The sequence below is a fragment of the Rheinheimera sp. F8 genome (genome assembly GCF_001518915.1).
In genome coordinates this window covers 27,251-40,377 of sequence record NZ_CP013656.1, presented here as the reverse complement: position 1 = coordinate 40,377, position 13,127 = coordinate 27,251, and the positions used below count along the sequence as shown (strand labels likewise).

16 protein-coding genes and 1 tRNA gene are annotated in these 13,127 nt (G+C 48.6%); 13 read left to right on the top strand and 4 right to left on the bottom strand.

Features of this window, described 5'->3' with window-relative positions; translation table 11 throughout:
- Positions 1 to 28: 28 nt before the first annotated feature.
- Positions 29 to 104, top strand: a tRNA-Arg gene (locus tag ATY27_RS00200).
- 2 nt (positions 105 to 106) lie between these two features.
- On the opposite strand, the gene ATY27_RS00195 is transcribed toward ATY27_RS00200, so the two are convergent.
- Positions 107 to 1,300: a flagellar assembly protein T N-terminal domain-containing protein gene (locus ATY27_RS00195; RefSeq protein WP_208932150.1), complete on the bottom strand. Its 1,194-nt coding sequence runs from the start codon at positions 1,298 to 1,300 to the stop codon at positions 107 to 109.
- Between the two features lie 158 nt (positions 1,301 to 1,458).
- On the opposite strand from ATY27_RS00195, the gene ATY27_RS00190 reads away from it, so the two are divergent.
- Positions 1,459 to 1,911 (top strand): LPP20 family lipoprotein, encoded by a 453-nt coding sequence (locus ATY27_RS00190; RefSeq protein WP_208932149.1) that lies wholly within the window; start codon positions 1,459 to 1,461, stop codon positions 1,909 to 1,911.
- A 41-nt stretch (positions 1,912 to 1,952) separates the two neighbouring features.
- Here the strand turns inward: ATY27_RS00190 and flgN are convergent, their stop codons facing one another.
- From flgN to flgA, 3 genes are all read right to left on the bottom strand, one after another.
- Positions 1,953 to 2,384, bottom strand: coding sequence for a flagellar export chaperone FlgN (gene flgN, locus ATY27_RS00185; protein WP_208932148.1), 432 nt, complete (start codon positions 2,382 to 2,384; stop codon positions 1,953 to 1,955).
- A complete protein-coding gene (gene flgM / locus ATY27_RS00180; RefSeq protein ID WP_208932147.1) occupies positions 2,381 to 2,707 on the bottom strand; it encodes a flagellar biosynthesis anti-sigma factor FlgM in 327 nt (108 codons plus the stop codon). The genes flgN and flgM overlap by 4 nt, the downstream gene beginning before the upstream one ends.
- 75 nt (positions 2,708 to 2,782) lie before the next feature.
- Positions 2,783 to 3,481, bottom strand: coding sequence for a flagellar basal body P-ring formation chaperone FlgA (gene flgA / locus ATY27_RS00175; RefSeq protein WP_208932146.1), 699 nt, complete (start codon positions 3,479 to 3,481; stop codon positions 2,783 to 2,785).
- A 136-nt stretch (positions 3,482 to 3,617) separates the two neighbouring features.
- Here flgA and ATY27_RS00170 point away from each other — a divergent pair, with 136 nt between their 5' ends.
- From ATY27_RS00170 to ATY27_RS00120, 11 genes are all read left to right on the top strand, one after another.
- The gene (locus ATY27_RS00170; protein ID WP_208932145.1) at positions 3,618 to 4,547 is read left to right on the top strand and encodes a chemotaxis protein CheV; all 930 of its coding nucleotides are present in this window, start codon (positions 3,618 to 3,620) and stop codon (positions 4,545 to 4,547) included.
- A 17-nt stretch (positions 4,548 to 4,564) separates the two neighbouring features.
- Complete coding sequence (locus tag ATY27_RS00165; protein ID WP_244151370.1) at positions 4,565 to 5,395, top strand: protein-glutamate O-methyltransferase CheR; 831 nt, start codon at positions 4,565 to 4,567, stop codon at positions 5,393 to 5,395.
- 110 nt (positions 5,396 to 5,505) lie between these two features.
- Positions 5,506 to 5,904: a flagellar basal body rod protein FlgB gene (flgB, locus tag ATY27_RS00160; RefSeq protein WP_208932144.1), complete on the top strand. Its 399-nt coding sequence runs from the start codon at positions 5,506 to 5,508 to the stop codon at positions 5,902 to 5,904.
- Positions 5,904 to 6,317 (top strand): flagellar basal body rod protein FlgC, encoded by a 414-nt coding sequence (gene flgC, locus ATY27_RS00155; protein WP_208932143.1) that lies wholly within the window; start codon positions 5,904 to 5,906, stop codon positions 6,315 to 6,317. The genes flgB and flgC overlap by 1 nt, the downstream gene beginning before the upstream one ends.
- A gap of 10 nt (positions 6,318 to 6,327) precedes the next feature.
- Complete coding sequence (locus ATY27_RS00150; protein ID WP_244151369.1) at positions 6,328 to 7,020, top strand: flagellar hook assembly protein FlgD; 693 nt, start codon at positions 6,328 to 6,330, stop codon at positions 7,018 to 7,020.
- Positions 7,021 to 7,042: 22 nt separating this feature from the next.
- Complete coding sequence (flgE, locus tag ATY27_RS00145) at positions 7,043 to 8,383, top strand: flagellar hook protein FlgE (protein WP_208932142.1); 1,341 nt, start codon at positions 7,043 to 7,045, stop codon at positions 8,381 to 8,383.
- Positions 8,384 to 8,536: 153 nt separating this feature from the next.
- Entirely contained in the window at positions 8,537 to 9,280 is a 744-nt protein-coding gene (gene flgF / locus ATY27_RS00140; RefSeq protein ID WP_208932141.1) for a flagellar basal-body rod protein FlgF, read from the top strand.
- A gap of 23 nt (positions 9,281 to 9,303) precedes the next feature.
- Positions 9,304 to 10,092, top strand: a complete 789-nt coding sequence (flgG, locus tag ATY27_RS00135) for a flagellar basal-body rod protein FlgG (RefSeq protein ID WP_208932140.1) — start codon at positions 9,304 to 9,306, stop codon at positions 10,090 to 10,092.
- 15 nt (positions 10,093 to 10,107) lie between these two features.
- Positions 10,108 to 10,785, top strand: coding sequence for a flagellar basal body L-ring protein FlgH (flgH, locus tag ATY27_RS00130; protein WP_208932139.1), 678 nt, complete (start codon positions 10,108 to 10,110; stop codon positions 10,783 to 10,785).
- Between the two features lie 15 nt (positions 10,786 to 10,800).
- Positions 10,801 to 11,889 carry a flagellar basal body P-ring protein FlgI gene (locus ATY27_RS00125; protein ID WP_208932138.1) on the top strand — a complete coding sequence of 363 codons (1,089 nt, stop codon included), beginning with the start codon at positions 10,801 to 10,803 and terminating at the stop codon, positions 11,887 to 11,889.
- 1 nt (position 11,890) lies between these two features.
- The gene (locus ATY27_RS00120; protein WP_208932137.1) at positions 11,891 to 13,105 is read left to right on the top strand and encodes a glucosaminidase domain-containing protein; all 1,215 of its coding nucleotides are present in this window, start codon (positions 11,891 to 11,893) and stop codon (positions 13,103 to 13,105) included.
- Positions 13,106 to 13,127 lie beyond the last annotated feature (22 nt).

Sequence of the window (13,127 nt, the reverse complement as noted above, 5' to 3'; positions counted from 1 at the left end):
CGGCCATCTGTTAGACTCGTCGCTCTGCTGCCTCGTAGTTAAACTGGATATAACGGGTGCCTCCTAAGCGCCAGTCGTGAGTTCGAGTCTCGCCGGGGCAGCCAGTTCATTCTTCTGTGGTATCCGCTTCATCACCAAAGTCGTCAACTGGCTTGCGGGTTGGCATTGCCAAATCACCCGCTTGTATGTTGGCCAACAAATCGGCGTTGACACTCTCTGCCCATGCTGCCTCGCTACTTAGTTGGGTAATTTTCACCGTCAGCTCAGTGACTGCGAGCAAAGGTTGGATCCGCCCAAAGCTATCTGGGATTTCACGGCGATGCACCAGCTTGAACGTGTCACCGACATTGGCACCATGCGCTTTACCAATACTAAGAAGTACCTGATTTTGTTTCACTTGTATCACTTCGGCCTGCAATGGTTCGCAACGGATGGCTTCTTCAACATCCATCGCCGCGGCATTTAATATTCGCTCAGCTGCCTGACCGTAGGGCGTCTCCCAGAACCGGTGATAGTCTGGATCAAGATTGGTTGATTTTCGATGTGTCCACAGCGCGTTGGTTTGATATTTTTGACTGAAAACGGTACGTTCTTCGGCCAAATCAAACACCTGAACCTGTAAGTGATAATAGCGGTCCCGGTCAGCATCGGTCCAGAACGTCCAGTTGGTCCCTGTGGTGCCACCTAAGGAAACGTCGTCAATACTTGCGCTGAGCACATAACGGGCGCCAAGCTGTTGTTGCAGTGCCTTACGTTCCAAATAGCTTAACGCAGTGACATCGATAGGGTTGTTGTAAGCTGCTGGCCAGCTGCTATGACCAACTTCTTCCAGTTTGTTGCTAAATACTTTGCCGCTGACTTTACCGATATTAAAGAGGTCGCCCACAATCGCCTGTTCCGGGATCGCCAGTCTGAATGGTGTGATCAATAATTTTTTGCGGTACGCCATCGTTGGGCAAATTGCCTCAGTCGGCTCAATGTCGGCTCGGATGGTCACTTCAAAATAACCATCGCGGGTCATTTCAGAGACTAATTGCACATTTTGTACTTCACCACTACTTTCAACTTGAAGGCTTTCTTGCGTCAATAATCCGTCAGTGACTTGCTGGACACTGCGGATACTAACACCGGCAAACAACAAAGCGCGTTTCACAGCGTCCTCAGTGGCCTGTGCGCGGGCTGTCGCTTCATCTCCCTGCCTGATCAGTGCCCGACCGGTAGTTTCATACCACTGGGCCGTCGCGGGTAGGGCAGAGATCCCGAGCAGTGCCGGGACCCACAATTTGGCTGACGATGACATAACACAACTCCGCATTCCGATATTGGACTGATTAAGCAAAGACTATGCCTTAGCTGCGGAATTTCTGCGGAGACAGCAGTGTTGGCGTGATTTCTGCAAAGTTTTTGCAGTCATGTGTTGGAATTGTTTGCCACACACCATTTTTCCGGAGAGTTCAGATGCGCATTGTATTTATATTCCTCAGCTTGGGACTTCTTTCTGGTTGCGGCATGTTTTATGACCGCGAAGTTCAGTGGGAAACTGTCCCGCCAAAAACATTCCCTGTGCTGAAAGCTATTGGCTATGCACCGTTAGCAGAGCAGAAAGCGGATAGTGCGGAGCAACGGATGCTGATGGCAATCAAGGCATCGAAATTAGAAGCGTATCGCGAGCTGGCAGAGCAGGTTTATGGTCAGAAAGTTGACTATAAAGTGACCATGCAGCAGGCGGTGATTGGTAATGACAAACTGAAAGCGTCAGTACAGGGCATTATCAAGGGGGCCCGTGTCGTAAAGACCTATCCGGTGGGTGAGTTTTACGCTACAGAGATGGAGTTAGATTTCAAGCAGGTATATGAAATTTATCAGAATTCAGCACCTGTGAGACGGATAAAGTCGGTGAAGTATTACTGAACGCTATGAAAGACTGTGAATTTGTTGACAGTCCGACTCTATCAGGCTTTTATTCCTTTGCCGACTGAATCAAGGGCGGGCTTACCTTTAGCGTTATAAGTAAGTCCTGATTTACCGCGCTGCTGCAGTAACTCATGTTTAAAGCGTTCTATTTTCAGTTGGCTTTGCTCTAACGTCAGACGGTTGATTTCATTTTGTTCTTTGCACAGCAGTAACACACTATCAATGCTATGCACTTGACTGAGCAATGATGGCTCTGTTTTCAACTGTAGCAATTGGGGGTGGCCGGCGATCTGTAAGTCTAACAGCTGAATTTGTTCAAGCTGCTGCAACTTGACAGCGGAATTCTCTTCAAGAGCGGTAATGTCGCGACTGCTGATGGCGTTAAGCTCTTGCTTTAAAAGCAACAAAAGCACTTCGAGGTGCTCTTGTTGTTGTATCAGTAAGGAAAGGACAGGGGGCTGACTGGTCATTTTTTACCGAACAACTCGCCTTCAAATTGTACAATGCGACGCGCTAACTGCTCTACGTTCACTTTATATTTGCCTTCGGCAATCGCCTGTTTGATCTCGTCGACCTTTTTATGGTCTATGCCTGAGCTATTGCTGGCTTTTTCTTGTGCTTTGGTAAATTGTTGCGCCTGACTGGTCAACGACACAGAATCCTGGCGTTGTGCAGGTTGGTTAATTCCAGTTTGCTGCTGTGCAACCTGTTGTTGTTTCTGAATATTTTGGTCAACTTTATCGGTTTTCACCGTGGTGGTTGCCGGCACCGTTTGATTCACATTAATAGACATTTTGACACCCCATTGACCTGCTGGCCTCTTCCTTGACCATTTTAACGGCAGCTCCTGCTGAAACTTTAGGACTATTTACAGATTTATCGCGACTCTTTTTACTGCCGTGACGCTGGCCTGAACCTTGCGCCCTGAATTCAGGTTTTGTACCTGAATATTGTCGCCTAAACTGCCGTCAGATAACGCTTTGCCGCTGGTTGCGACGCTAAGACTACCAGAGATCACTTCAATTGTAACCATATCTCCTTTACATACAAGGCAAAGGTCCTGCAAAGTTAAAATCTGCCCGCGACTAAGTGATTTTTTAGTTCGCGCTCCATCCAGAAGCGCCAGATCTGTAACAACTGCGCCACGGCTATAAAGCTGATCTCGGGATTCCATCTGGATCATTTCTTTATTCAGAATGACTCCCGGCGCCAGTTGCCGACGGCTGACAACAACCTCCTGCATCTGGCTCACTTTTGCACTTAGATAAAGTTGCCACCCGGAATCGGTCTCACACAGCACTTTTATACTGTTTTGAGTTTGTAATTTCGGATTTACCAGACTGAATTGCAGAGGGACAGCGCATTCCCGATCCTGACTGCGAGAATCCAAAGGATATACGCGGATTTGGGCTTGTCCTGAGCCAGCGTTTTGTTGCAACCAATGCTCGGCAGCAGCTGTCAATTTGTCTGGTGAATATATTTCAGCAGATGCCGCACCATGCAGGAATCCGATCAGTAATGCCAGACTACTTAACTTGCTTAACTTAAAATTGTCGTACATTTTCATATGGTTTCGGCTATGCTTTATCGACAAAGGGGAATAACATACAGTTCTTTGTATTTTCAGTACTTTGCTGCAGATACTCTCTACTTACCTGTAGGTCTGCAAGAATCGATCCGAACTGTTTTGCTTGGAGTCTTAAATGGCGAGTATTCTTGATTCAGTCAATCAGCGCACACAATTAGTCGGGCAGAACCGGTTAGAGTTATTGCTATTCCGTCTCGCCGGCCGTCAAAGATTTGGCATTAATGTATTTAAAGTGCGTGAAGTTCTGCAGTGCCCGCCGCTTACTGCAATCCCAAAACGTAATAAGTTCGTCAGAGGCATAGCTCACATTCGCGGTCAGACCATTTCGGTGATTGACCTCAGTCTGGCGACCGGCGGACGGCCGATCGAAAATACCAAAGATAGTTTCATCATCATTGCTGAATATAATCGTTCCGTGCAGGGATTTCTGGTCAACTCAGTCGAGCGCATTATCAATATTAATTGGGAAGCAATTATGCCTCCGCCAAAAGGAACGGGCGGTCGGCAAAGCTATTTAACTGCAGTAACAGAGATCGATAAGGAACTAGTTGAAATTATCGACGTTGAAAAAATACTTGAAGAAATCTCACCGTCACCGACAGCCGTCAGCAATACCTTTGAAACTCAGACGATTCAGCAGGATTTAGGCGACCGGATTATTCTGATTGCTGATGACTCCGCAGTTGCACGAAATCAGGTGAAACGTGCATTAGACAGTCTGGGCATTGCAATGCATCTGGTGAAAAATGGCCGGGAAGCATTAACCTACCTGCAAGAAGTTGCCGCCCAATGTGAGCAGTCAGTGACCGAAAAAATTGGTCTGTTGATTTCCGACATCGAAATGCCTGATATGGATGGCTATACCCTGACTGCCGAAGTGCGTCTCGATCCTAAACTCAAGCCACTGCACGTCATTTTGCACACATCACTCAGCGGAGTGTTTAATCAGCAAATGGTGCAAAAAGTTGGTGCTGACGATTTTATTGCCAAATTTAATCCGGATGAATTGGCTGAGTCAGTACGTAAATGGTTGCATACTGAATAACTTGCGGAAACAGACGCGTGAATAAAGAGCTGCACGACAGCGAGTATAAAACATTCCGGGATTTCCTCGAGCAGCAATGTGGAATTGTGTTGGGGGAGAATAAACAATATCTGGTCAAAAGCCGGCTGGCGCCTTTGATGATGCGTTTTAGTCTTGACAGCTTGTCTGAGCTGGTAAACAAAACGCTGAGTCCTTTTGAACGCCAGCTAAGGTCAGCAGTTATTGATGCGATGACCACGAACGAAACTTTATGGTTTCGAGACACCTATCCCTATGAATTATTAAAGAAGCAAATTTTTCCTGAGCTGGAGAAAGACCATCGTAATGTCAAAATATGGTCGGCCGCCAGCTCCAGCGGACAAGAACCTTATTCAATTGCGATGACCGGTCTTGAGTATCAGCAGATGCGTCCTGCTGCATTTGGCTTGGGTGTACATATATTGGGGACTGATATATCGAATACGATGCTCGAGCATTGCCAACGCGCAGAATACGATGGCTTAGCTTTATCACGAGGACTGTCACCAGAACGACGTAGTAAGTTTTTCGAGGACAGTGGGAATGGCATGATGCGGGTTAAGGACGTAGCCAGGCGTAATGTCAGCTTCCGTCATTTGAATCTGTTGGACAGTTATACATTGCTTGGTAAATTTGACATCATTTTTTGCCGCAATGTACTGATTTATTTTTCACCTGAAGTGAAAGCAAAAATCATCCGTCAGTTCGCACAGGCACTAAATCCAAAAGGTTTCCTCATTTTGGGTGCCTCAGAGTCTTTATCCAGCACGAACAACGACTTCGAGATGATTCGCTGTAATCCGGGTATTATCTATCGCCGCAAGAACTAGGTTTTGTTGACAGCAAAACCAATTTCCCTTTCAACACTGTTATAAATCTGACACTGCTGTTGGCCTGACTCTTGCTAACAAACTAATAAGGTTTGATGGAGGAGCGGGTCATGGCCATTAGTTTTAACAACGCATTTGGTTTACATGAGCAGGGTACGTTACTGCGTGAACGGCGAACTGAGCTGTTGGCTAATAACATAGCCAATGCTGATACGCCGGGATACAAAGCACAAGATCTTGATTTTCATACTGCTCTGGCAAATGCGCAGGCTCGGCAAACAGGCTCTTTGCAGCAATCTGACGTCAAGCACTTTGATATTTCGCCATCAACTCGCCACGAAGTGTTATTCCGCAATGTAGAACAAACCGATACAGGTGATGGCAATAGCGTGGATATTCATCGCGAACGCAATGCGTTTAGTCAGAATGCCATGGAATACCAAAGCTCTCTGCAGTTTTTAAACAGTAAAATCAGTGGGTTAAAAAAAGCTTTAGGAGGACAATCCTGATGAGCTTATACCGAGTTTTTGATATTGCCGGAACTGGATTGACTGCGCAGGCGCTGCGATTAAATACAACGGCCAGTAACATAGCCAATGCAGAAAGCGTCAGCTCAAATTTAGAGTCGACCTATCGGGGCCGTCATCCGGTGTTTGCTGCTGAGTATGACAATGCGATGTCGGAACAAGGCGCTGGCGTTAAAGTGCTTGGGGTCGTCGAGAGTGATGCACCATTGAACAAAGAGTACAACCCGGCGCACCCGCTGGCGGATGAAAACGGATTTATCTACAAACCAAATGTAAATGTGATGGAAGAAATGGCCAACATGATTTCTGCATCACGATCTTATGATGCCAACGTGCAGGTCGCTGATGCAGCAAAACAGATGCTGAGCCGGACTCTGACCCTTGGTCAGCGTTGATAAGGAGTAAATGATGACCACGGTTTCCAATACCAGCGGTAGTAGTTATATCGACAGCCTGAAGGGTGTCACCGATGGCACAAAAAAAGAAGACAGCGGGGCGTTAACCCAGTCCGATTTTTTTGCCTTATTGACGCAGCAACTGGCATTTCAGGATCCCACCAAGCCCGTTGAGAATGACCAAATGATTGCGCAAATGACCAGCTTTACGATGGCCGACGGCATCAGTTCATTGAATACCAATTTCAAAGATTTTGCCGCCAGCATGAATTCAAATCAGGCATTGCAGGCATCCAGTCTGGTTGGGCGCAATGTGAGGGTGAATTCGGATACCCTTATTTTTGATGGCACCAACAAGTCTTATGGCGCAATTGAGGTACCAGGAAAAACTACCTCGATGAAAGTCAGTATCTATGATGCCAGCGGAGCGCTGCTGAAAAGCGATACGGTGACGAACCCTGATGAAGGTAAGTTTGAACTGGCCTGGGATGGAACGAATGAAGCCGGTGTGAAACAAACCGCAGGCCTTTACACGATGAAAATTGACGCAACTGTTGATGGTAAAAGTCAAAGTCTGGTGACGTCCAGCTATGTACCCGTCGCGAGTGTCACACTCGGCACATCAACCGCAGACATGAAACTGAATTTGCTTGGCCTTGGCGCCAAAAAAATGTCAGACATATTAGAAATTGCAGCAGGCTGATGCCTGACTATCGAGGTGAACTATGAGTTTTAATATTGCATTGAGTGGTCTGGCAGCGGCCCAGAAAGATCTGGATACCACCGCAAATAATATCGCCAACGTGAATACAACAGGCTTTAAAGAATCCCGCGCTGAGTTTGCTGACGTGTATGCAGGCTCAATTTTTTCACCGGGGCGCACCAAAGTAGGTGATGGCGTGACGACATCACAAGTCGCACAACAGTTCAGCCAAGGAGCGTTGAAATTCACACAGAACTCACTGGACATGGCGATCACCGGCGACGGTTTTTTTGCATTGACCGCTGATTTGTCGTCGCGCGATATGACTTTTACCCGTTCTGGTGCTTTTAAACTCAGCAAAGATAATTTTATTGTCGATAATAACGGCAACTTTCTGCAGGGTTATCCGGTCGACCCGGCAACAGGCTCTGCCAGTTCGGTCAGTCTGAGCACAACCAAACCGATCCAGATCCCAAGCACTGCCGGCGCCCCACGGTCTACCAATAATGTCTATATGACAATGAATCTGAATTCAACAATGACTGCGCCTGCAGGCGGTTGGCCAGCTTTTAATCCGACCGACAAAGCCACCTATAACAATGGTGCCACAACATCCACCACAGTTTATGACAGCTTGGGTGAACCACATGTGTTGTCATTTTATTTCCGTCGAACAGCCACTGCGACTGACAATGATTGGGAAGTCTACGCAGTGTTTGATGATAATACAGCCGCCCCACCAGGAACCGCGACCAATGGTCAGTACTTCGGGACTGGTACCTTGCTGAGATTCGATGCCAACGGTATTCCTGAGTTTCCAACTTCGACTTCAATGCCAGATTTGGTGATCCCGTCCGCATCGTTAAACACAACGGCGTATTTAACCAATGGTGCACAGTTTACCAGTAACTTGACCGTGAACTTCAGTAACCAGGCTGGAACGAATTTTCCGACGCAATATGCCAGCAAGTTCGAAGTCGGTTCCTTAAATCAGGATGGCACCACTGTAGGTCGACTGACCAGCATCGATATTGATGCTGCGGGCAAAGTGATGGCGAGTTACAGCAATGGCGACCAGACTTATCTGTCGCAGGTCAGCATGGTGAAATTTGCCAATCCACAAGGTCTGACACAGGCGGGCAATACTTCCTGGAAACAAAGTCTGCGTTCAGGTGAAGCGCTGGCCGGCGAAGCCAATACCGGCACCCTTGGTGCTATTAACTCGTCGGCTTTGGAAAGCTCCAATGTCAACCTGACCAACGAGCTGGTTGACCTGATTGCGGCACAACGTAACTTTCAGGCTAACTCACGGGCGCTGGAAGTGAACAGTTCGTTGCAACAAACAGTCCTGCAAATCCGCTAATCCAGCGATTGAATTAAAAACCACCTTCGGGTGGTTTTTTGTTTTGTAGTCTCTGGTTTGCGGCACTATGTTGCCGCATGCCTTGTCCTGTATGCATCTCTCATTGTGGCACTATCCTTGCTTTAACTACCTTAGTGCACAAGGGGGATCACTATGGATCGCATGGTTTACATCGCAATGACGGGCGCAAAAGAAAATATGAATGCGCTGTCAGTGCGGGCTAATAACCTGGCAAATGCCAATACCGTTGGTTTTAAAGCAGATTTAGCGCAAGCACGCGCAATGCAGGCTTTCGGTGATGGCCAGCCGACCCGTGTGTTTGCACTTACTGAAATGCCAAGTCAGAATTTTGACGCTGGCGAGATAAAAGTCACGCAAAACGAACTAGACGTGGCGATTCAGGGCGACGGCTGGTTTGCTGTTGAAGATGGTGAAGGCAACGAAGCCTATACCCGTGCCGGCAACCTGCAAATTAACGCACAAGGTTTTTTACAGACATCGTCAGGTCTCAATATTATCGGTGAGGGTGGGCCTATCGAGGTGCCTCAGCCGATGAGCAAAATTGAGATCACGAAAGACGGGGCCGTTAATGTATTACCACGCGGAGCACCTTCAACAGCGATGGTTGAAGTTGCCCGGATCAAATTGGTGAAGCCAGAACATCAGGACATGTTTAAGGGAAATGACGGCTTGTTTCGGCGCAAAGACGGCGAAGCGGCTGAAGTTGACCCAACAGTGAATTTACTCAGTGGTGCCGTCGAAGGCAGTAATGTCAACGCAGTCTCTGAGATGACTTATATGATCAACCTGCAACGGCAATATGAGCTGCAGGTAAAAATGATGAAGACGGCTGAAGATATGGACCGTCAACATAATCAGGTACTTCGTATCATCTAGAGCTTAAAGCTCAGGAGGACTCTATGCATCCGGCACTTTGGATCAGTAAAACCGGTTTAGACGCCAAGCAGCGTGACATTTCGGTGATCTCTAACAATTTGGCGAACGCCAGTACGGTAGGCTATAAAAAGAGCCGCGCGGTGTTTGAAGATTTGCTGTATCAAAATATCAACCAGCCTGGTGGCCGTTCCTCGCAGAACTCTGAGCTGCCAAACGGCCTGATGATCGGTGCCGGGACCAAAGTGGTTGCGACGCAGAAAAACTTTACTCAGGGCAATCACATGACAACTGACAATGCGTTGGATGTGATGATACAGGGGTCAGGTTTTTTTGAAGTACTGATGCCAGACGGCACCATTTCTTATTCCCGTAATGGCCAGTTCACCACCGATAACGAAGGCAATCTGGTCACCTCAGGTGCCGGTTATCAGATCCAGCCAACCATTACTATTCCACCTGAAGCTACCGAAATTACCATCTCCCAAGATGGTGAGGTGTCGGTAAAGCTGCCCGGACAAGTTGAAAATGCCGTGTTGGGTCAGCTTGTTGTCACTAATTTTATCAATCCGGCTGGTCTTGAGCCTATAGGCCAAAACCTGTTTAAACAAACCGGGGCCAGCGGTGATCCGGTGCAAGGAGTGCCCGGCATAGAAGGTATTGGCTTTATTGTACAAGGCGCATTGGAAGCATCCAACGTCAATGTGACCGAAGAGTTAGTCGGTCTAATTGAAAGTCAGCGGGTCTATGAGATGAACTCCAAAGTCATCTCCGCGGTAGACCAGATGCTGAGCTTTGCAATCCAGCAGCTCTAAGAGCAAGGGGGAGTTATGCGGCAGTTATGGTTGGTGTTGTTGTGTTGGGGGCTGGCATCTTGTGCTACCTATACGCCGGAAGCATTCCCGGATGATCCTGCTTTTGCACCGTTACCGCCGGAACCCGCAGCGAAGCCGGTGCTGCATACCGGATCGCTGTATGCCAATGGCTTATCCAATGGTCTGTATTCCGATAACAAAGCCCGACGTGAAGGCGATATCATCACTGTGGTGCTGAAAGAAAATACCCAGGCATCCAAAAAGGCAAAAACTGAATTTGGTAAAGACGCCAGCAATTCTGTTGATCCGATGATTGGGCTTGGGGGGCGTAACGTGTCTGTGGCGAACAATACTCTGCAGCTGGGGATTAATTCCAGCAGCGAATTTAAAGGCGATTCTAAAGCAGACCAGAGCAATAGCCTGGTTGGTGATATTTCGGTCAATGTGCTGCGGGTGATGGCAAACGGCAATTTGGTGATCCGTGGCGAAAAATGGCTGACATTAAACACCGGAAAAGAATATATCCGGCTGACCGGCGTGATCCGGCCGGAAGATGTCGATGCACGCAATACCGTTGAATCAACCAAGATTGCCAATGCCCGGATTGAATACAGCGGTACTGGCGCAGCGCATGGCGGACAAGGCCCTGGTTGGCTGACGCGGTTCTTTTCAAGCGCATTGTGGCCATTCTGAGGCAAGGGGTAATGTATGCATAAGTATCTGATCAGTATGCTGTTGGTCCTGCTCAGCACGGTTGCTCAGGCTGCGCGTGTCAAAGACGTGGCAACAGTCGAAGGTGTGCGGCACAACCAGCTGGTTGGTTACGGTCTGGTGGTTGGTTTGCCGGGCACAGGCGAACAAAGCCCGTTTACCGAGCAAAGTTTTAAAACCATGCTGGCGAATTTTGGCATTAATTTGCCAGCAGGCATGAAAGCGCAAATCAAAAACGTCGCAGCAGTTGCGGTGACGGCAGAATTACCACCTTTTGCCAAGCCGGGCCAAAATTTGGATATCACTGTTGCCTCTGTCGGCAGTTCCAAAGGTCTGCGTGGCGGCCAATTGCTGCAGACTTTTCTGAAAGGTCTGGACGGGCAGGTATATGCGGTGGCACAGGGCAGTCTCATTGTGTCGGGTCTGGGCGCGGAAGGTGCTGATGGTTCACAGGTGGTGGTAAATACACCGACGGTCGGGCGCATTCCGAATGGTGCTACCGTCGAGCGAGAGGTGCCGACGCCATTCGCGCAGGGCGATTACATCACGTTTAACTTAAATCGCGGCGACTTCACGACCGCAAAAAATTTGACGGCAGCCATTAATCAGTTTATCGGCGCTGACACTGCACGCACACTCGATGCACGCTCAGTTCAGGTGCGTGCGCCGCGCGACATCGATCAGCGGGTATCCTACCTGTCAACACTGGAAAACCTCAGTTTTGAACCAGCGTCTGATGCCGCCAAAATCATTATAAATTCGCGCACCGGCACTATTGTGATCGGTAAAGATGTTCGGCTGTTTCCGGCGGCGATCACACATGGCGGGATGACCGTGACTATCGCGGAAAACCCAACAGTAGTGCAACCAAATGCACTGGCTGGCGGCCAGACCGCTGTTGAGCAAAATACCATTATTGATGTGCGGCCTGATAAGTCGCGAATGTTTAAATTTGACCCAGGCACCACTTTGGATGAGCTGGTGCAAACTGTAAATGCAGTCGGTGCTGCACCTGGTGACCTGATGGCGATTCTGGAAGCACTGAAAGAAGCCGGTGCTATCCACGGCGAACTGGTGGTGATCTAACATGGCCGCGCCGCAAGTTGATGTGTCGTATCACGACCTCTCCAGCCTCAATGATATCCGTGCTTTAGCCAGCAAGGATAAAATTGGCGCGATCCGTCAGGCGGCACAGCAGTTTGAATCAGTCTTTATGGGCATGTTGATGTCGAGTATGCGCAAGGCCAACCAGACGTTTGAGGAAGATAACCCTTTAAACAGTCAGGCAACCGGATTTTACCGCGACATGTATGACAGTCAGTTAACTGCGGAGTTATCAAAAAAGGGCACGCTGGGACTAGCGGATCTGATGGTACAACAACTGGCACCTGAAGCTGCAAAAAGCAAAGTCGCCAGTCTGGTTTCCGCATCTAACCAGTTCTCTGCACCATCAGAAAAATCGTTGCCGCTGGAAAAAGTAGTGCAAGCCAAAACCCTGCCCAAACACCAGGCAATGAAACTTGATGCGGAACGTATTATATATCCGGCACAGCACGTCAACGTGACAAAACCTTTGATCGCTGGTGGTTCCCGTGAGCTGGAAGGGCAAGTAGTAACTTCCCCGCTGACCGGTTCGTCGGGGGCTGGCTTGTATCAACTGGGAGCGGAACTTGTCGTGGCGCAAACTATTGTTCCGGTAAAGGCCAGTCAGCCTCAGAACTCCGTGCCAGCGAAATCTGCACAGCCTACAGCCTCGGTTAAGGCAGACGTCGACACATTAGACCCACTCGCAGCCTTACAGGGGCCGGAAGCTGAGTTTGTCCGTAAGATTCTGCCAGCGGCGCGCCAGGCTGCCCGTCAGCTTGGTCTGGAGCCTCTGGCATTAGTCGCTCAAGCTGCACTGGAAACCGGCTGGGGTCAACGCATGTTAAAAGCGGCGGACGGCCGGGAAAGTTTTAATTTATTTGGCATCAAAGCGCATGGTGAATGGCAGGGCGATGTAGCTGTGGTCGATACACTGGAATACCGGCAGGGTATTGCCCGGCAGGAGAAAGCCAAATTTCGCATATATCAGGATGTTCAGGCTAGTTTGCAGGATTATGTTGATTTTATCCGCCAACAACCGCGTTATCAGGATGCGGTAGCTGTCAGTCATGATACGGCGAATTATTTCCAGCAGCTGCAAGCCGCTGGTTATGCGACGGATCCAAACTATGCTCAAAAAATTTTACAGGTGATGAATGGTTCTGTGCTGAAAGAGGTACGGAATTTGCTCAATAACTCAGGTCAAACAGCGTTGTGAACCGGTGCAATGCGCCTGAACG

What these genes read in the sequence shown, in the direction of transcription:
- ATY27_RS00190 (WP_208932149.1), top strand. Translation starts at nt 1,459, where the DNA reads ATGCGCATTGTATTTATATTCCTCAGCTTGGGACTTCTTTCTGGTTGC.
- ATY27_RS00170 (WP_208932145.1), top strand. Translation starts at nt 3,618, where the DNA reads ATGGCGAGTATTCTTGATTCAGTCAATCAGCGCACACAATTAGTCGGG.
- ATY27_RS00120 (WP_208932137.1), top strand. Translation starts at nt 11,891, where the DNA reads ATGGCCGCGCCGCAAGTTGATGTGTCGTATCACGACCTCTCCAGCCTC.
- flgF (WP_208932141.1), top strand. Translation starts at nt 8,537, where the DNA reads ATGGATCGCATGGTTTACATCGCAATGACGGGCGCAAAAGAAAATATG.
- flgH (WP_208932139.1), top strand. Translation starts at nt 10,108, where the DNA reads ATGCGGCAGTTATGGTTGGTGTTGTTGTGTTGGGGGCTGGCATCTTGT.
- flgM (WP_208932147.1), bottom strand. Translation starts at nt 2,707, where the DNA reads ATGTCTATTAATGTGAATCAAACGGTGCCGGCAACCACCACGGTGAAA.
- ATY27_RS00125 (WP_208932138.1), top strand. Translation starts at nt 10,801, where the DNA reads ATGCATAAGTATCTGATCAGTATGCTGTTGGTCCTGCTCAGCACGGTT.
- flgC (WP_208932143.1), top strand. Translation starts at nt 5,904, where the DNA reads ATGAGCTTATACCGAGTTTTTGATATTGCCGGAACTGGATTGACTGCG.
- ATY27_RS00150 (WP_244151369.1), top strand. Translation starts at nt 6,328, where the DNA reads ATGATGACCACGGTTTCCAATACCAGCGGTAGTAGTTATATCGACAGC.
- flgG (WP_208932140.1), top strand. Translation starts at nt 9,304, where the DNA reads ATGCATCCGGCACTTTGGATCAGTAAAACCGGTTTAGACGCCAAGCAG.
- ATY27_RS00195 (WP_208932150.1), bottom strand. Translation starts at nt 1,300, where the DNA reads ATGTCATCGTCAGCCAAATTGTGGGTCCCGGCACTGCTCGGGATCTCT.
- flgE (WP_208932142.1), top strand. Translation starts at nt 7,043, where the DNA reads ATGAGTTTTAATATTGCATTGAGTGGTCTGGCAGCGGCCCAGAAAGAT.
- flgA (WP_208932146.1), bottom strand. Translation starts at nt 3,481, where the DNA reads ATGAAAATGTACGACAATTTTAAGTTAAGCAAGTTAAGTAGTCTGGCA.
- flgB (WP_208932144.1), top strand. Translation starts at nt 5,506, where the DNA reads ATGGCCATTAGTTTTAACAACGCATTTGGTTTACATGAGCAGGGTACG.
- flgN (WP_208932148.1), bottom strand. Translation starts at nt 2,384, where the DNA reads ATGACCAGTCAGCCCCCTGTCCTTTCCTTACTGATACAACAACAAGAG.